General features: G+C 62.7%; 19 protein-coding genes. 10 read left to right on the top strand and 9 right to left on the bottom strand.

What is annotated here, in order from left to right; all coding sequences use genetic code 11:
* The first annotated feature begins 21 nt into the window (after positions 1-21).
* The 4 genes from RHE_RS20030 (at position 22) to ppa (ending at position 5478) form a co-directional block, all read left to right on the top strand.
* A complete protein-coding gene (locus RHE_RS20030) occupies positions 22-2109 on the top strand; it encodes a M3 family metallopeptidase (protein WP_011427109.1) in 2088 nt (695 codons plus the stop codon).
* A gap of 159 nt (positions 2110-2268) precedes the next feature.
* Entirely contained in the window at positions 2269-4089 is a 1821-nt protein-coding gene (typA, locus tag RHE_RS20025; RefSeq protein ID WP_011427108.1) for a translational GTPase TypA, read from the top strand.
* Between the two features lie 197 nt (positions 4090-4286).
* Complete coding sequence (locus tag RHE_RS20020) at positions 4287-4793, top strand: GNAT family N-acetyltransferase (protein WP_011427107.1); 507 nt, start codon at positions 4287-4289, stop codon at positions 4791-4793.
* Between the two features lie 148 nt (positions 4794-4941).
* Positions 4942-5478: an inorganic diphosphatase gene (gene ppa / locus RHE_RS20015; RefSeq protein WP_011427106.1), complete on the top strand. Its 537-nt coding sequence runs from the start codon at positions 4942-4944 to the stop codon at positions 5476-5478.
* A gap of 4 nt (positions 5479-5482) precedes the next feature.
* Here the strand turns inward: ppa and RHE_RS20010 are convergent, their stop codons facing one another.
* Together RHE_RS20010 and RHE_RS20005 are read right to left on the bottom strand one after the other, a co-directional pair.
* Positions 5483-5794, bottom strand: coding sequence for a DUF167 domain-containing protein (locus RHE_RS20010; protein ID WP_042119076.1), 312 nt, complete (start codon positions 5792-5794; stop codon positions 5483-5485).
* Positions 5791-6081, bottom strand: a complete 291-nt coding sequence (locus RHE_RS20005; protein ID WP_011427104.1) for a YggT family protein — start codon at positions 6079-6081, stop codon at positions 5791-5793. The genes RHE_RS20010 and RHE_RS20005 overlap by 4 nt, the downstream gene beginning before the upstream one ends.
* Before the next feature lie 139 nt (positions 6082-6220).
* Here RHE_RS20005 and RHE_RS20000 point away from each other — a divergent pair, with 139 nt between their 5' ends.
* Positions 6221-7453 (top strand): MFS transporter, encoded by a 1233-nt coding sequence (locus RHE_RS20000; protein ID WP_011427103.1) that lies wholly within the window; start codon positions 6221-6223, stop codon positions 7451-7453.
* Between the two features lie 27 nt (positions 7454-7480).
* On the opposite strand, the gene RHE_RS19995 is transcribed toward RHE_RS20000, so the two are convergent.
* From RHE_RS19995 to hemC, 6 genes are all read right to left on the bottom strand, one after another.
* Entirely contained in the window at positions 7481-8236 is a 756-nt protein-coding gene (locus RHE_RS19995) for a glutamine amidotransferase (protein ID WP_041678776.1), read from the bottom strand.
* Positions 8223-8708 carry a tellurite resistance TerB family protein gene (locus tag RHE_RS19990; RefSeq protein ID WP_011427101.1) on the bottom strand — a complete coding sequence of 162 codons (486 nt, stop codon included), beginning with the start codon at positions 8706-8708 and terminating at the stop codon, positions 8223-8225. Before RHE_RS19990 ends, RHE_RS19995 begins: the two co-directional genes overlap by 14 nt.
* 17 nt (positions 8709-8725) lie before the next feature.
* Positions 8726-10333, bottom strand: a complete 1608-nt coding sequence (locus RHE_RS19985) for a heme biosynthesis protein HemY (RefSeq protein WP_011427100.1) — start codon at positions 10331-10333, stop codon at positions 8726-8728.
* Between the two features lie 4 nt (positions 10334-10337).
* The gene (locus RHE_RS19980) at positions 10338-11579 is read right to left on the bottom strand and encodes a COG4223 family protein (protein ID WP_187331701.1); all 1242 of its coding nucleotides are present in this window, start codon (positions 11577-11579) and stop codon (positions 10338-10340) included.
* A 68-nt stretch (positions 11580-11647) separates the two neighbouring features.
* A complete protein-coding gene (locus RHE_RS19975; RefSeq protein ID WP_011427098.1) occupies positions 11648-12355 on the bottom strand; it encodes a uroporphyrinogen-III synthase in 708 nt (235 codons plus the stop codon).
* Positions 12356-12362: 7 nt separating this feature from the next.
* Positions 12363-13292 carry a hydroxymethylbilane synthase gene (gene hemC, locus RHE_RS19970; protein WP_011427097.1) on the bottom strand — a complete coding sequence of 310 codons (930 nt, stop codon included), beginning with the start codon at positions 13290-13292 and terminating at the stop codon, positions 12363-12365.
* A 72-nt stretch (positions 13293-13364) separates the two neighbouring features.
* Between hemC and tsaD the strand changes: the two genes are divergently transcribed.
* Genes tsaD through RHE_RS19945 form a run of 5 tightly spaced genes read left to right on the top strand, consistent with a single transcriptional unit; the run spans position 13365 to position 16840 of the window.
* Positions 13365-14462 (top strand): tRNA (adenosine(37)-N6)-threonylcarbamoyltransferase complex transferase subunit TsaD, encoded by a 1098-nt coding sequence (tsaD, locus tag RHE_RS19965; RefSeq protein ID WP_042119075.1) that lies wholly within the window; start codon positions 13365-13367, stop codon positions 14460-14462.
* Positions 14459-15442, top strand: a complete 984-nt coding sequence (locus RHE_RS19960; protein WP_011427095.1) for an NAD(P)H-dependent glycerol-3-phosphate dehydrogenase — start codon at positions 14459-14461, stop codon at positions 15440-15442. Before tsaD ends, RHE_RS19960 begins: the two co-directional genes overlap by 4 nt.
* Before the next feature lie 10 nt (positions 15443-15452).
* Entirely contained in the window at positions 15453-15746 is a 294-nt protein-coding gene (locus RHE_RS19955) for a YciI-like protein (RefSeq protein WP_011427094.1), read from the top strand.
* A 2-nt stretch (positions 15747-15748) separates the two neighbouring features.
* Complete coding sequence (locus RHE_RS19950) at positions 15749-16180, top strand: EVE domain-containing protein (RefSeq protein ID WP_011427093.1); 432 nt, start codon at positions 15749-15751, stop codon at positions 16178-16180.
* A 6-nt stretch (positions 16181-16186) separates the two neighbouring features.
* On the top strand, positions 16187-16840 hold the full coding sequence (locus RHE_RS19945) for a class I SAM-dependent methyltransferase (protein WP_011427092.1): 654 nt from the start codon (positions 16187-16189) through the stop codon (positions 16838-16840).
* Here RHE_RS19945 and RHE_RS19940 read toward each other — a convergent pair.
* The gene (locus RHE_RS19940) at positions 16837-17343 is read right to left on the bottom strand and encodes a hypothetical protein (RefSeq protein ID WP_011427091.1); all 507 of its coding nucleotides are present in this window, start codon (positions 17341-17343) and stop codon (positions 16837-16839) included. The two genes, RHE_RS19945 and RHE_RS19940, sit on opposite strands and share 4 nt — an antisense overlap.
* Positions 17344-17721 lie beyond the last annotated feature (378 nt).

Genomic DNA, 17721 nt, shown 5'->3' with positions numbered 1-17721 from the left:
CATGCCAAAGAGGATTCTCCGATGCCTTCTCCCCATGATTTCAATCCGGCGCTCACCAACTGGGACGGCCTTCACGGCCTTCCGCGTTTCGATGCCTTGAACGACGGCGATTTTGCCGCCGCCTTCGAGGCCGCGCTTGCCGAGCATGAAAGGGAGATCGACGAGATCGCCGGAAACGGCGATGCGCCGACATTCGAGAATACGATCGTCGCGCTCGAGATCGCCGGCGATGCGCTGTCGCGCGTTTCGGCGCTGTTCTGGAACAAGGCGGGCGCGGATACCAATGACATGATCCAGGTGCTGGAGCGCGAGATCTCACCGAAGATGTCGCGCCACTATTCGAAGATAGGCATGAACGCCGCGCTGTTTGCTCGTATCGATACGCTCTGGGAGAATCGTGAGAGCCTTGGGCTGACGCTGGAACAGACGCGCGTGCTGGAACGCCATTGGAAGGGCTTCGTCAAGTCGGGCGTCAAGCTTGGTAAGGCCGAGCAGGAGCAGCTCGCCGCGATCAACGAGAAGCTCGCCGGTCTCAGCACGCAGTTCGGCCAGAACGTGCTGGCTGACGAGAAGGCCTGGGCACTGGTGCTTTCTGAGGGCGCCGAGCTCGATGGGCTTCCCGAATTCCTGCGCGACGCGATGGCGGCGGCGGCGAGCGAACGCGGCGAGGAGGGCAAATATGCAGTGACGCTGTCGCGCTCGATCATCGAGCCATTCCTGACCTTTTCGGAGCGCCGGGATCTGCGCGAGCAGGCGTTCAGGGCTTGGGTGGCGCGCGGGGCAAACGGCGGGGAAACCGACAACCGCGCCGTCATCAAGGAAACGCTGGCGCTGCGCCAAGAGGTGGCGAAGCTGCTCGGCTACGGCAATTTCGCCGAGCTGAAACTCGACAATACGATGGCGAAGACGGCAGATGCGGTGAACGGCCTGTTGAGGGCCGTCTGGGCGCGGGCGGTCAAGCGCGCCGGCGAGGAAGAGGTCGACATCGCGGCGCTGATCGCCGAGGAGGGCCGGAACCACGAGGTCATGCCCTGGGACTGGCGCCACTACGCCGAAAAGATTCGAGCCCGGAAGTTCGATTTCTCCGAGGCTGAACTGAAGCCCTATCTGCAGCTCGAGAAGATCATCGACGCCTGCTTCGACGTGGCGGAAAGGCTGTTCGGCATCCGTGCGGTCGAAAAGAAAGGCGTACCGGCCTATCACCCCGACGTCAGAGTTTTCGAAATCTGGGACCGCGACGACAGGCTGGTCGCCCTTTTCCTCGGCGATTATTTCGCCCGCGGTTCGAAACGATCAGGCGCCTGGATGAGCTCGCTGCAATCGCAGCACAAGCTGGAACTGAAGAACGGCCGCCACGGCGAATTGCCGATCATCTACAACGTCTGCAATTTCGCCAAGCCGGCCGAGGGCAAGCCGGCACTGCTGTCGCTCGACGATGCCCGCACGCTGTTCCACGAATTCGGCCATGCGCTACACGGCATGCTTTCCAACGTCACCTATCCCTCGGTTTCCGGCACCGGCGTCTCGCGCGATTTCGTCGAATTGCCGTCGCAGCTCTATGAGCACTGGCTAACTGTTCCCGCCATCCTCAAGAAATATGCCGTGCATTTCGAGACAGGTGAGCCGATGCCGCAGGCGCTGCTCGACAAGGTGCTCGCCGCCCGCACCTTCAACGCCGGCTTCAACACCGTCGAATTCACCTCGTCGGCGCTGGTCGACATGGCGTTCCATACGCGGGAGGCCGTCGAGGACCCGATGGCGGTGCAGGCGGAGGTGCTGGCCGAGATCGGCATGCCGAAATCGATCGTCATGCGCCATGCGACACCGCACTTCCAACACGTCTTCTCCGGCGGCTATTCGGCCGGTTATTATTCCTACATGTGGTCCGAAGTTCTCGACGCCGACGCCTTTGCGGCCTTCGAGGAGACCGGGGACGCCTTCAACGGCGAAATGGCGCGCAAGCTCAAGGAGCATATCTATTCCACCGGCGGTTCGGTCGATCCTGAAGATGCCTATAAGGCCTTCCGCGGCAAGCTGCCGAGGCCGGATGCGATGCTCGTCAAGAAGGGGCTTGCGACCTTCGAGGAATTGACAGGCAGCGACGCTTAAGACAGTTTGATGACAGAGAACCGAGCGGCATGGCGGCAGCCATGCCGCAGCTTTCGCGCGCGACCCCCTTTCGCAATGGCGAAAAAACCGGTATGAGCGCGCCAAACGTAAATGGCGCGTCCACTTGGCGTAGCGCCCCAGCCTCAGAGATTATGACATATGGCACTTCGCAACATCGCGATCATCGCGCACGTTGACCATGGCAAGACCACCCTTGTTGACGAGCTTCTGAAACAGTCCGGCTCGTTCCGCGAGAACCAGCGCGTCATGGAACGCGTGATGGACTCCAACGACATCGAAAAAGAGCGCGGCATCACCATTCTCGCCAAGGCGACCTCCATCGAATGGAAGGACACGCGCATCAACATCGTCGACACGCCCGGCCACGCCGACTTCGGCGGTGAAGTCGAGCGCATTCTGTCGATGGTGGACGGCGCGATCGTTCTCGTCGACGCGGCCGAGGGCCCGATGCCGCAGACCAAGTTCGTCGTCGGCAAGGCCCTTAAGGTCGGCCTGCGCCCGATCGTTGCCATCAACAAGATCGACCGTCCTGATGCGCGCGCCGACGAAGTGGTCAACGAAGTCTTCGACCTCTTCGCCGCCCTCGATGCGACCGATGAGCAGCTCGACTTTCCGATCCTCTACGGTTCCGGCCGGGCCGGCTGGATGAACTACGATCCGGCAGGCCCGACCGATCAAGGCCTGGCCCCGCTGCTCGACCTCGTCGTCAAGCACGTGCCCGAGCCGAAGGTCGAGGAGGGTCCGTTCCGCATGATCGGCACGATCCTCGAAGCCAACAACTTCCTCGGCCGCATCATCACCGGCCGTATCGCGTCCGGTTCGATCAAGCCGAACCAGGCCGTCAAGGTTCTCGGCCAGGACGGCAAGCTGATCGAACAGGGCCGCATTTCCAAGATCCTCGCCTTCCGCGGCATCGAACGCCAGCCGATCGAAGAGGCGCATGCGGGCGACATCGTCGCGATCGCCGGCCTTTCCAAGGGCACGGTCGCCGATACCTTCTGCGATCCGGCGGTGACGGAAGCGCTGAAGGCGCAGCCGATCGACCCGCCGACGGTCACCATGTCCTTCATCGTCAACGACTCGCCGCTGGCCGGCACCGAAGGCGACAAGGTCACCAGCCGCGTCATCCGTGACCGCCTGTTCAAGGAAGCCGAAGGCAACGTTGCGCTGAAGATCGAGGAAAGCGCCGACAAGGATAGTTTCTTCGTCTCCGGCCGCGGCGAACTCCAGCTTGCCGTTCTGATCGAAAACATGCGCCGCGAAGGCTTCGAGCTTGCTGTCTCGCGTCCGCGCGTCGTCATGCACAAGGACGAAAGCGGCCAGCTTCTGGAGCCGATCGAAGAAGTCCTGATCGACGTCGACGAAGAACATTCCGGCGTCGTCGTGCAGAAGATGTCGGAGCGCAAGGCCGAAATGGTCGAACTTCGCCCGTCCGGCGGCAATCGCGTCCGTCTGGTTTTCTACGCGCCGACCCGCGGCCTGATCGGCTACCAGTCGGAACTGCTGACGGATACGCGCGGCACGGCGATCATGAATCGCCTGTTCCACAGCTACCAGCCCTACAAGGGTGAAATCGGCGGCCGCGTCAACGGCGTGCTGCTCGCCAATGAAGCCGGCGAAGCCGTTGCCTACGCCTTGTTCAACCTGGAAGACCGCGGCCCGATGATCATCGATGCCGGCGAAAAGGTCTATATGGGCATGATCATCGGCATCCATACGCGCGACAACGACCTCGAGGTCAACGTGCTGAAGGGCAAGAAGCTGACCAACATCCGCGCCGCCGGCAAGGACGAAGCCGTCAAGCTGACCCCACCTATCCGTATGACGCTGGAGCGCGCGCTCTCCTGGATCCAGGAAGACGAGTTGGTCGAGGTCACGCCGAAGTCCATCCGCCTGCGCAAGATGTATCTCGACGCCAACGACCGCAAGCGGTTCGAAAAGACGAAGGCGGCTCTCTAAACCGCTGCAGTTACGCTTTAAAACCCCGGCCTCCGCGCCGGGGTTTTTTATTGTGCGCTGCGTCGATTCCGACTTGTGACAATCGTTAAAAAAGCGTTAAATTTTGACTGTCGTCCACATGTTAAGTCTGTGGGCAATCGAGCCGAATGCGTCATTGCGTATGGTTAATTGCCCCCGACAGGACCAGAGTAAACGTTATGAAGACGTTGTCGATCGATGTCCGGCGGGCCGAACCGCACGATGCCCGAGCCATTTCGGAAACCCACAGGCTCGCCTGGCAGCACACCTATGCGGGGATTATTCCGCATCGCGCGCTGACGCAGATGATTGAGCGGCGCGGCGAAAACTGGTGGCGCAAGGCAACGCGCGGACCTGCGACATTGCTGGTTCTCGACGTTGCAGGGACGGTCGCCGGTTATGCGACGCTCGGCCTCAACCGCGCCCGTGCCCTGCCGCAGGAAGGCGAAATCTACGAGCTCTATCTTCGCCCCGAATATCAGGGCATCGGTCTCGGCCACATGCTGTTCGGCGAGGCGCGCCGCTTGTTGAAGTCGCTCGGCTGCAACGGGCTGGTCGTCTGGTGCCTTGAAGAAAACGAGGCCGCCAGCCGCTTCTACCGCCATCACGGCGGGACCGATTTCTGCGAAGGTATGGAAAATTTCGACCACAAGCAGTTGAAGAAGATCGGTTTCATCTGGAACTGACTATTCCGGTCGCCCCCGCTCATTTGCTCCTTGAAAAGTTTTGGCCTCATAGCGCCGGCGTCATCACGCATTGGTGATCTCAAATGTTGCGTTGCGACATGAAACTGATTATTTGGCTTCGAGCAATTCAACCCCGCGGGAGTATCCTATGCGCATCGACGCCATTTCAATCGGTAAGAATCCACCTGAAGACGTCAACGTTATCGTCGAGGTTCCTGTTGGCGGCCATCCGATCAAGTATGAAATGGACAAGGAGGCCGGCACCCTGGTCGTCGATCGCTTCCTCTATACGCCGATGACCTATCCGGGCAATTACGGTTTCGTACCGCACACGCTGTCTGAAGATGGCGACCCGATCGACGTTCTGATCGCCAGCACCCGCCCGCTGGTGCCGGGCTGCGTCATCAACGTGCGGCCGATCGGCGTCCTGAAAATGGAAGACAATTCGGGCAAGGACGAGAAGATCATCGCCGTGCCGTCGCCGAAGCTGACGCTACGCTATGAGAAGGTGAAGGACTTCACCGATCTCCCGGAGATCACCTTGAAGCAGATCGAGCACTTCTTCGAGCACTACAAGGATCTGGAGCCCGGCAAGTGGGTGAAGATCTTCGGCTGGGGCGACTCCAAGGAAGCCGGCCAACTCATCATCGAAGCCGTCGAGCGCGCCAAGAAGGCGAAGGGCTGATCGTTCACTCAAGAAAAACTTCGAGTTTTCTTGCCAAATCCTCCGGGTCGCCTTCGATCCGGAGGATTTTTTTGCGTGCGGTCTCGCCGGAGATGACGCTGACGCTGGACTTGGCAACGCCGACCGATTTGGAAACGAGCGCGATCAGGGCCTTATTGGCCTTTCCTTTTTCCGGAACGGCGGTGACGCGCGCCCCCAGATAAGTCTCGCCTTCGCTGTCCGTATCAATGCCGTCGAACGCGTCTCGCCCGCCATTCGGCGTCAGCCGAACAGTCAGGCGCAGATGATCAGCGAAGAGCTTCCAGGGAGGGCTCAAGCGACCAGCGGGTAGAGGGTGGTCCAAAGGAAGGTGCGCAGGAAGAAGATGATCACCAGCAGGATGATCGGCGAAATGTCGATGCCGCCGAGGTTGGGCAACAGACGACGGATCGGCTTCAGCGCCGGTTCGGTGACATTATAGAGGAACATGCCGACCGAATTGACGAACTGGTTGCTGGAATTGATCACGTTGAACGCATAGAGCCAGGAGAAAACGGCGCTGGCAATCAGGATCCACGTATAAATATTCAAAACCAAATCAATGGTTTGAAACAAGGCAAACATCATCGTCTCCAATTGGTTGTTGACAGACATGTAGACATTGGCAACTAAACGAGCAAGTGCCGTGTGGGAACGCAGGGCAAATCATGTTTAACGGGCGGCCCCGCAACCATTCCGGCTTCCGCTTCCTCGGACAATGCTCATGTCGTTCTCACCCACCGGAGACCGTTTTGCCGCGTTCAGGCATTCGTCTTACACCCGCTTCTTCTTCGCGCGTTTTCTGCTTTCCTTCTCGCAACAGATCGTCAGCGTCGCAGTCGGCTGGCAGATGTACGATCAGACGGGCAAGGCGATCTATCTCGGGCTGATCGGGCTGGTACAGTTCCTGCCGTCACTGCTGCTCATCCTCGTTACCGGTTCGGTGGCCGATCGGCACAATCGCCGGGCCATCGCAGCGCTGTGCTCGCTGGTCAGCGCGCTGTGCACGCTGGCGCTGCTCGTCATGACGGCGACGGATACTTTCGCGCCCTGGCCGGTCTTTGCAGTGCTTCTGATCTTCGGCATCGAACGCGCCTTCATGTCGCCGGCGGTGCAGTCTCTCGCGCCCAATCTCGTGCCGGAGCATGCACTTTCGAATGCGATCGCCTGGAATTCATCGTCCTGGCAGCTTGCGGCGATCACCGGGCCGGTGATCGGCGGCCTGCTCTATGGTGTCAGCGCGACGACCGCCTATACGGTGGCGGTGATCTTTTCCATTCTCGGCGCGGGCCTTCTCTTCATGATCCCGAAGCCGGAGCAGAAGACGGTGGGTGAGGCGAAGAGCTGGGCGATGATCCTCGGCGGCTTCAGTTTCATCCGCGGCGAAAAGGTGGTGCTCGGCGCGATTTCGCTCGACCTCTTTGCCGTCCTGCTCGGCGGCGCCACGGCGCTGATGCCGATCTTTGCCCGTGATATTCTCACGCTTGGCCCCTGGGGCCTAGGATTGTTGCGTGCGGCACCGGGGCTTGGCGCCATCGTCATGGCGATTTTTCTGGCCGCCTATCCGCTGAAACATCGTGCCGGCATCTACATGTTCATCGGCGTCGCCCTGTTCGGTCTGGGAACCATCATCTTCGGGGTCTCGACCAACACCGAAGTCTCGATCGCCGCCCTGGCGCTGATGGGGGCGGCAGACATGGTGTCGGTCTATGTGCGCGAGAGCCTGATTGCGCTGTGGACGCCGGATCACCTGCGTGGCCGCGTCAATGCGGTCAATATGGTCTTCGTCGGCGCCTCGAACGAGCTCGGGGAATTCAGGGCGGGCACAATGGCCTCGATCTTCGGCGCGGTGCCGGCGGTCGTCATCGGCGGCATCGGAACCCTGGTCGTCGCCACGATCTGGGCTTCGAGCTTCCCGAAACTGCGCAGGATCGACACGCTCGACGCTCCGGCATGACGTGAGCACGCTGCCGGGAGCGCGCCTCTATACTGGAAGCGTGATCGAGTGCGCCGCTTTTGCGATCTTTCCCTCGAAGACGAGATCGAGGAATTCGGTCAGCCATGCTCGCAGCGGCGCGTCGAACAGCATGCGGCCTTCGAGATGTTCGCGGCCCTGCTGGGCATTCGGCAGGATGAAGCGATGGGCGCCATGCACGACCCAGCGATGCATCATCACCCGGGTGAGCTCGGCATGGAACTGCAGGCCCCAGGCGCCGCCGTCATAGCGGAAGGCTTGGTTCGGATAGGCATCGCCTTCGGCCAGGAGATCGGCGCCGTGCGGCAGCTCGAAGCCCTCGCGGTGGAAATGATAGACCATCTTCGGCCAATGCATCAGCAGCCGGCCCTTCTCCGTCGGGCGCAGCGGATACCAGCCGATCTCGGTCGAGCCGTCGTTATTCGCCTGCACCTTGCCGCCGAGATGACGCACCAGCATCTGGGCACCGAGGCAGATACCGAGAAAAGGGCGTTTTTCCCTTAGCGGGACCTCGATCCAGTCGATCTCCTTCTTGACGAAGTCATCCGGATCATTGGCGCTCATCGGCCCGCCGAAGACGACGGCGCCGGCATGGTCTGCGAGCGTCGTCGGAAGCGGGTCGCCGAGGACCGGGCGACGGATATCGAGGCAATAGCCCTTTTCGACGAGCAACTGACCGACGCGGCCGGGGCTCGATCGCTCCTGATGCAAGACGATAAGGATCGGGCGCCGGTCGCGGTCCGGATTTTGCTCAGTCGGCATCATCTTGTGCAACCTGGATGTCCGTGACCCTGGCGGCGGCCTCCTGCCGCTTCTGAATGCGTTCGCGTGAGGAGACCCCGAGCAGATCGGCGATACGCCAGATGACATGGTCTTCCATCTCGCTGCGCTCGCCATCGGCATAAACGATGTCCCAGAGAACGCCGATCAGCTCCAGCCGTTGCTCGATATCGAGATGGCGTTTCAGGTCGGCGGTGAAGCGATAGTAGTCGACGGCGGAGCTTTCGGCTTCGAGGCCGGCGGCCATCAAAGCATCGAGCTGCTTGCCGTCGAGCGCATACTGCTCCTTCAGGAGCTTGCGCAGCCGCTTCTTTTCACTGGCCTTAATCTGACCGTCGGCCTCCATGACCTGCATGCAGAGTGCTGCCACTGCGATGCGCGGGTCATCGGGGGCAAAGCCTTTCTTCGGACGATCGGCGGTGAGATTCTGGAAGAATGCCTGAAAGCGTTCGAACATGCGGGTTTCGTTCCGTGTCAGAAAAGGCGAAGCCGGGTCTTGGGTTCCGGTTCCGTCCTGGGATCGCGAACGCCGGGATCATCCGGCAGTCCGCCGAAAAAGGGCTTTGCTTCGTTCGGTGCTGGCGCTTTGTCGCTGGCGGTGGATTCGACGGATTTCGGCTTTGCCGGTGCCGGCGCCGGGCGCACAGCCTCGGCAATCGTCGCGGCGCGTTCCAGCTCGATGATGCGGTGATCGTTGACCGGGCTTTCCGGCCTGACGTCCCGCAGCGGCGGCAGGGTCTTCAGGGCAGTTTCGATCGCGGCGGGCGCCGAACCGTCTTCGAGCGGACCCTCGATCTGGCCGAAAGGCGCCTTCCATTCGAAGGCGTCAATACGGCCCGTCACCGGCGATACCGGCAGCCATTTGTCGGAGACGAAGCCGTCCGCCACCCAAGCCGGATCGCGCGGGGCTTTCAACGCCTGGGCCAGCCAGTGGCGCACGCGGCCCTGGTCGCCGGTCTCGGCCTCCTCGATGTCGGCGAGCAGCAGGAAGGCGGCTTCACGCGGCTCGATGCGCGCCGCCGCTTCCGCCTTGGAGCGCGCCTTGGCGAATTCCTGCGCGTCGAGCGCGGCCTGGGCGACGACGAGGAGGGATTCGACATTGTTCGGCCGCAACGCTTCCAGCCGCTCGGCGCGCTTCAGCCGGTCGAGTGTGGAATCACCGCTGCGGGCTCTGACATAGGTCTGGCCGATCTCGGGATGCGGCGCTGATTTCCATGCCTGTTCGAGGATCGAAGCGGCTTTGCGCAAGCCGCCTTCGCGGAACAAGGCCTTGGCGGCAATGAGGGCGGCCGGAACAAGATCGACGGCGAGCTTCAGCGCCTGCAGCGCGTCGTCGCGGGCGCCGGCCGGATTGCCCTCGAGCTTCTCGGCGGCGCGCGCCGTCAACAGGACCGCGAGCAGACGGTTGGCTTCGGCCTTCTCGACGACGCGCGCGGCCTTCTGCTGTTCGAGAAGGCGGATCGCATCGTCCCAACGGCCGGCCTGGCTGCGATATTCGAGCGTCGCCTGGGCGGCCCAGGGCAGATAAGGCGCGTTGTCGGCGGCCTTTTCAGCATATTGGCGTGCTGCCTCGTTGGCGCCGAGACGGCGAGCTTCGAGATAGAGGCCGCGCAGGCCGAGCTCGCGCGTTTCCGGATCGTTGGCCATGGCTTCGAACTTGGCGCGCGCCTCATCATGGCGGCCTTCGATAAGGGCAGCCTGAGCCTCGAGCAGGTTGATCAGCGGCTCCTGATCGGCGCGGATGAGACCGCGCGAGCGCGCCGCCATCTTGCGGGCGAGGAGCGCATTGCCGGCGCCGGCAGCGATCAGACCGGTCGACAGCGCCTGATAGCCGCGGTCGCGCTTTCGGGCGCGGAAATAACGCGTCACCGAATGCGGCGAGGTCCAGATCAGGCGAACAAACCACCAGACGATCATCACGGCGGCGATCAGAGCGATGATTGCGCTGACCGCGACGATCAGCTTCGTCTGGTAGATCTGACCTTCCCAGATCAGCGAGAGATCGCCGGGACGATCGGCGAACCAGGAGAAGCCGTAGGCGAGAAGCAATACGAACAGGGCGAAGACGACGAGTCTGATCATGGTCTCACCCCTCCTTGGCGGTACCGCTGACCGCTTTCGACAGCGCCCCGCCGACCAGCTCTTCGACGCGGATGCGCGCCTCCAGCGACTGCTTGAAGGCAGCGGACGCCTGCTTTCCGAGAGCCGGCAGAGCATTCCATTCGGCGGAAGCACCGGACAGGTCGCCGTTCTTCACCTTGTCCTCCATGCGGGCGGCGATGGCCTCGACGCTTTCGCCCTCGATATTGCCGACGGGACGGACGGTCACCAGCGATTTGGCGCTCGCCATCAGCCGATCCGACCAGCTCTGGTTCGGATCCGGCTGGTTGACGGCCTCGACGATCGCGGTCGCAACGTCGGGAACCTGACGCACGAGCTCGGCGCGCGAGGGAATGCCGGTCTCGGCAAAGCTGCGCAGGTCGGCGACGGCAGGATCGTCGGGCGCGACGCCGGCGAAGGTGTCGAGTTCCGCGAGGAACGGGCCGCCGCGATCGATCGCCGCCTTGAGGGCGGCTGCCGCGATCGCCCGGGCGACGGCGACATCCTGGCGCGGTTCGTTCAGCTTCTTTTCGGCCTCGTCGAGGCGCTTGGCAATATCGGCGCCATTGCTCGTCTGCTGCTCGGAGGACTGGGCAAGCGTCGAACGCAGCTGCTCGACCTGGCCGCTCAGCTCCGCAATCTTCTGGTTGAGCGCCTCGACATTTGCCTGCTTCGCAGTCGTTTCCAGCGCCGCGACGCGCGTCCCAAGCGCGCTGTCACCGGTGCTTGCGGGATTGGCGGCGAGATTGGCGACCGTCTGTTTCAAGCCGTCGATCTCGCCCGAGAGATCGGCGATCTCAGACGAGGCCGTCTGCGGCGCCGAGGAGCTCGGGAGGTATCCAGCATATTGGATGGCGCCTGCGCCAAGCAGCGCCACGAGACCGCCGAAGATGCCGGCGGCGATCAGACCGGAGGTGCCGGCGCCCTTTGGCGCGGGCTGGTCGGTACGAGGGGGGAAGGAAGGTTCGGTGGCTGCCGGCGTCTCCTCCGCTGCTGCCGCTTCTGCCTCGCTTTCCTGTTCGGGCTGCGACACCGCTTCGCTTTCGGGCGGCAGATCGGCACCGGTGGTGGTGCTCTCGGTCTCGCCGGCGTCAGTGTCCACCGGCTTTTCGGTATCGGCTACGGAAGCGAAATCCTGAGAATCGAGGTCGATCGTAACTGGCTCGTCGGCGCTCTTGGAATGGCGTGGCGGGGTTCCCGATACCATGAGGTCCTCTTTATCCTGCATTGCAACGAAACTAGACAGTGATGCCAGTTAAGGGAAGAGGTTAGATCAAATTTGGGCGGCTAGAGCATTCAAAGCAGCGACAAAAGGCTTATCTCATCCGGCATCGACGAAATCGCCACGGTCTCTTTCAGGAAGGTCGGAATGGCCTGCGCTACCGCCTCGCTCAGGCAGAGAAGGCGGATTCCGCCCTGTTCCGACAGGGCCGATCGCAGCTCTGCCACCTGAAAGAAATCCTCCGCTGTTTGCCGGGAATAGAAAAGCACGGCATCCGGGCGATGGCCGGAAAAAATCGACTCGATGTCGGCCGGGCCGGGAGCGACCGGCAGCATGCGATAACATTCGGCGACGGAAAAGCGGATCCCGAGTTCGCGCAATCTCCCTTCGAAGATTTCGGCGCGCGGCCTGCCGGCGAGGTAAAGCAGGTCTTCCACCCTCTGCGCGCCGACGAGATCGGCGAGATCGCGGCCGTTGCCCGAAGATGCGGTGACCGACCGGAAGCCAAGCCGCTGCGCCGCTTGCGCCGTCCTCTCGCCGACCGCGAAAACCGGGCGGTCAAGGTGCGGAGGAAGTGTCTCGCCGAGAGCCGACAGCACCCTGGCGGCTTCGCCGCTGGTTACCGCGATCGCGCCGTGCGTGGCTGCAAGCGCACCGGCGGCAGCGGCACTGTCATGTTGTGGTCGACGCAGCGGCAGCAGCAGAGGCTCGTGACCCATATCGCGCAGACGTTGTGCTGTTCTTGTCGCCGAATGCGCGGGGCGGGTGACGAGCACACGCATGGCCGCTTCAATGCCAGTCGTCAAAGAAGGCGCTGCCGGCCCTGGCGCGCACATCCTGGCCGGCACGGGTGCCGAGTGCGGCGGCATCGCGGCGGTGACCGTCGGTGGTCACCGCGTGCTGGCTGCGGCCGTCGGGCGTAATGATCAGGCCGGAGAATCGAATCAGGTCGCCCTCGCAGACGGCATAGCCGCCGATCGGCGTGCGGCAGGAGCCGTCGAGAGCAGCGAGGAAGGCGCGCTCGCAAGAGACGGAGTCGAAGGTCGTGGCATCGTTGACCGCCGCCAGCAGGTCATCGATTTTTGTGTCGCCGACGCGGCTTTCGATGCAGATCGCCCCCTGCGCCGGCGCGGGCGGGAAGGTGTCGGGGTCGAGGACATCGGTGATCACCTCGACCTTGCCGAGGCGTTTCAGGCCGGCGAGCGCCAGCAGGGTCGCGTCAACCTGACCCTCATCGAGCTTGCGCAGGCGGGTTTCGACCGAGCCGCGGAAGGTGATGACGTTGATGTCTGGCCGCATGCGGCGGATCAGCGCCTGGCGGCGCAGCGATGAGGAGCCGACGGTGGCGCCATGCGGCAGGTCGATCAGCTTGGGCGCGGTGCGGCCGACGACGGCGTCGCGAATATCCTCGCGCGGCAGATAGGCAGAGAGGTGAAGGCCGTCCGGCAGGTGCGTCGGCATGTCCTTGGCGGAGTGCACGGCAAAATCCAGTTCGCCCGACACGAGTTTCTGCTCGAGCTCCTCGGTGAAGAGGCCCTTGCCGCCGATCTCGGCCAGCGGTCGATCGGTGATGCGGTCGCCCTTGGTGGTCAGCACGACGATCTCGAACATCTCTTCAGACAGGTTATGCGCCGCCATCAACCTGTCGCGGGCCTCATGCGCCTGGGCTAGCGCCAGCGGGCTGCCCCGCGTGCCAATCCGGAAAGGTTTTGTTTGCATCCGCTCTGTTCCGTTGTTACCGGAATTCTCGTAAACGGGTTTCCGTTCCATCGCAATGAATGAACAGGCCACATGGTTCCCTTTATGCGCATCCTCGGCATCGAAACAAGCTGCGACGAGACCGCCGCAGCCGTTGTCGAGCGCAATGCGGAGGGTCATTGCAACGTCTTGTCGGATGTCGTGCTTTCCCAGCTCGACGAGCACAGCGCCTATGGCGGCGTGGTGCCGGAGATCGCCGCGCGCGCCCATGTCGAGGCGCTGGATGAGCTGATCGAGCAGGCGCTGAAGCGCGCCAATGTGTCGCTGGCCGATGTCGATGCCATCGCCGCCACTTCAGGCCCGGGTCTGATCGGCGGGCTGCTTGTGGGATTGATGACCGGCAAGGCGATCGCGAGGGCCGCCGGCAAACCGCTCTATGCGATCAACCATCTCGAGGGCCATGCGCTGACGGCGCGGCTGACCCATGGGCTCTCCTTTCCCTATCTGGTGCTGCTCGTCTCCGGCGGCCATACCCAGCTGATCCTGGTGCGGGGTGTCGGACAGTATGAACGTTGGGGCACGACAATCGACGATGCGCTCGGCGAAGCTTTCGACAAGACGGCAAAGCTGCTCGGCCTGCCCTATCCCGGCGGTCCGGCGGTGGAGCGGATGGCGCGCGACGGCAATGCCGATCGGTTCGATTTTCCGCGCCCGCTCGTCGGCGAGGCGCGGCTCGACTTCTCCTTCTCCGGCCTGAAGACGGCGGTGCGGCAGGCGGCGCAGGATATCGCGCCGCTCAGCGATCAGGACGTGGCTGATATTTGCGCCTCGTTCCAGCGGGCGATTTCGCGCACGCTGAAGGACCGCATCGGCCGCGGCCTGCAGCGGTTCAAGAGGGAGTTCCCGGCGACCGGCGAGAAGCCGGCGCTGGTCGTTGCCGGCGGTGTCGCCGCCAATCTCGAACTGCGGGCGACGCTGCAGGCGCTCTGCGACAAGAACGGCTTCCGTTTCATTGCGCCGCCGCTCAGCCTCTGCACCGACAATGCGGTGATGATCGCCTGGGCGGGGCTCGAGCGCATGGCGACGGGCGTCGCGCCTGATACACTCGACGTGCAGCCGCGTTCGCGCTGGCCGCTCGATGCCAATGCCGAAACGCTCATCGGCTTTGGAAAGAGAGGAGCCAAGGCATGAGCGAAAAGATCGCCGTCATCGGATCGGGCGCTTTCGGGACCGCGCTTGCCGCCGTCATCGCCCTTGCCGGTCGCAGCGCCGTGACGCTCGTTGGACGCAACCCATCGCTGATGGCCGATCTGAAGAGCGAACGGCTGCATGATGCCGTGCTGCCCGGCATTGTCCTGCCGGAATCGCTTGAATTCTCCGCCGAGGCGGAGGCGGTCGCCGGCGCCTCCATCGTGCTTTTTGCGATGCCCTCGCAGGCGCAGGCCGATGCGGTGCGGCAATATGGTCTCTATCTGTCGAAGGATGCCGTCGTCGTCACCTGCGCCAAGGGCATCGAGCGGACAACCGGCAATCTTTTGACCGACATGCTGGAGCGGGAACTGCCGGATCATCCGGTCGCGGTTCTCTCCGGTCCGGGATTTGCCGCCGATATCGCCAAAGGGTTGCCGACGGCGATGGCGATTGCGGCTGATGGCATGGAGACGGCCGAGCGGCTCGCTCAGGCGATCTCCGGGCGGACCTTCCGGCTCTATGCCTCCACCGACCGCATCGGGGTGCAGCTCGGCGGCGCGCTCAAGAATGTGCTGGCGATCGCCTGCGGCATCGTCGAAGGCCGCGGCATCGGCGAATCCGCTCGTGCGGCATTGATTGCCCGTGGCCTCGCGGAAATGTCGCGTTTCGTCGTGGCCAAAGGCGGTCAGGCCGACACGGTGCGCGGACTTTCCGGTCTCGGCGACCTGGTGCTGACGGCGACGAGCCATCAATCGCGAAACCTGCGTTTCGGCATTGCGCTCGGGCGCGGCGAAAAGACCGATCCCGCGCACGGCGCGCTGGTGGAGGGTGCGTTTGCCGCTTCCGTCGCCTCCCGGCTTGCTGCGGAGCTTTCGATCAGCATGCCGATCACCGATGCCGTTTCCGCCATCATCGACGGCAGGCTCGATATATCGGACGCCATCGAGCAGTTGATGACGCGTCCAATCACCACCGAATAGGAGAATAGACATGCTTTTCGCCCTGCTCTGCAAGGACAAGCCGGGACATCTGAACGTCCGCATAGAGACGCGGCCGACGCATCTTGCCTATCTCGACAAGCTCAATGCCGAAGGCAAGCTCTCCATGGCCGGCCCTTTCCTTGACGACGAGGGCAAAGCCTGCGGCAGTCTGGTGCTCGTCAAGGCGGAGACGGCACAAGAGGCAAAGGCGCTCGCCGATGCCGACCCTTACGCCGTAGCCGGTTTGTTCGAAAGCGTCGACATCAAGCCCTTCAACTGGGTCTTCAACAAGCCGGAGGCGTGAGCATGGCGCATTGGCTCTATAAATCCGAACCCGCCTCCTGGTCCTGGGAGCAGCAGAAGGCCGCCGGCGACAAGGGTACGGAATGGACCGGGGTGCGCAACTATCTGGCGCGCAACAACATGCGGGCAATGCAGGTCGGCGAAAAAGGGTTCTTCTACCATTCCAATGACGGGCTGGAGATCGTCGGCATCGTCGAAGTCGCAGCGCTGTCGCATCCGGACTCCACCGCCAAGGGCGATCCGAAGTGGGATTGCGTCGATATCCGCGCCGTCATGGACATGCCGAAGCCGGTGACGTTGAAGGACGTCAAGGCAAATGCGAAGCTCGCCAAGATGTCGCTCGTCACTTCCATGCGCCTTTCCGTGCAGCCGGTGACGGATGACGAATGGGCTGAAGTCTGCCGCATGGGCGGGCTAGACAATCCGCCGCGCTGACGACCTTTGAAGACCGATCCGGAAGCCTTCATTTGCGGCAATACCAGTCTGATGGCGCCGCCGCATGTGCCGGAGATTTCGCTCTATCTGGCGAGCGAGGCGCATGAGCTCTGGCTGAAGACGGAGGAGGAGCTGGAAGCGATCGGCCTGCCGCCGCCCTTCTGGGCTTTTGCCTGGGCGGGCGGGCAGGGGCTGGCGCGCTACATCCTCGATCAGCCGGAGATGGTGCGCGGCAAGCGCGTGCTGGATTTTGCCAGCGGCTCCGGCCTCGTCGGCATTGCCGCGATGATGGCCGGTGCGCGTGAGGTGACGGCCGCCGATATCGATCCCTGGGCGGAGACGGCGATCCGGCTGAATGCCAAGGCCAACGGCGTTTTTCTCGGATTTATCGGCGCCGATCTGATCGGACAGGATATCGACGCCGATATCGTGCTTGCCGGCGACGTCTTTTACGACCGTGCCTTCGCCGATGCGCTCGTTCCCTGGCTGACGAGGCTGACAGGGCAAGGCATACTGGTTGTGGTCGGCGATCCCGGAAGAAGCTATCTGCCACGGGATCAGCTGGAATTCTGTGCTGCCTATCAAGTGCCGGTGACGCGGGCGCTGGAGGACAGCGAAATCAAGAAGACGACGGTCTGGCGCTTCGGCTTAAGGTCTTAGGGCCGGATCACGCAGACATTGGCCTCATAGCTGCAGGGATCGTCCTGGACAGCCACGTCGATGACCTTCGCTTTCGGCGCCTGGGGCGCGAGCCGTGCGGCCGGATAATACCCGTAGCCGTTGCCGCCGACATAGGTCCCGCCATCGATCTGATAGGCGTAAGAGCCGGCATAGGTGTCGCCGATGTCGACACCCGGCGGCTGGGGCGCGAAGATGACCAGGCTGCTGCGGGCGACGCGATTTGTCGCGGGGGACGAAAACTGCTTCAGGAACGGCATCCGCTCCCTGCCGTGTCGGCGAACAAAGGCGCTGTCGAAACGGATGCCGCGATCGCGCCAGCCGAGACGTTGGCCGAGAAGCAATCCGCTGTGCAAGGTATGGCGATGGCCAAGAAATCGATGATCGGCGAAGCGATTATCGAGACGGCGCTCGCCGGCTGCGGCAGGCAAGGCGACAAGCGCGGCGAGCGCAAGCAGGGCGACTGCAGACAGACTGCGAAACATGGATGCCGGCCTCCGGAATTCCCGATCGTTAACAAATCGTTAATGCCAGATTGCGCCAAAAGCCGCAGCTTGTCCATGTGCCTGGGAAGAACGGCATGAATATTGAGCCGAAAAGACCAGTTTCGTTGGGGCGGTTCCGCTTCTCGCCGAAGCGCAGAACGGCTCTAACCTTTTGTTCTTACGCAATTCCGGGCGGAAAACCGCTTCGCAGCTTTTCTGGAGCTTGTGTCGACCGCAAACTTCGCGGTAACCCGAATCGATTAAATTATAAGCTGACAGCGATTGTGCTTGTCGTCGGGCTTTCCGGTGAGTAAACGTCGCAATTGATGCAACGCACACAGAGAATTTTGTCATTCGTGTAGTTGACTGAGCATGCTC

The sequence above is a fragment of the Rhizobium etli CFN 42 genome, from assembly GCF_000092045.1.
Taxonomy (GTDB): Bacteria; Pseudomonadota; Alphaproteobacteria; order Rhizobiales; family Rhizobiaceae; genus Rhizobium; species Rhizobium etli.
This window is presented reverse-complemented; position numbering and strand designations above follow the sequence as displayed.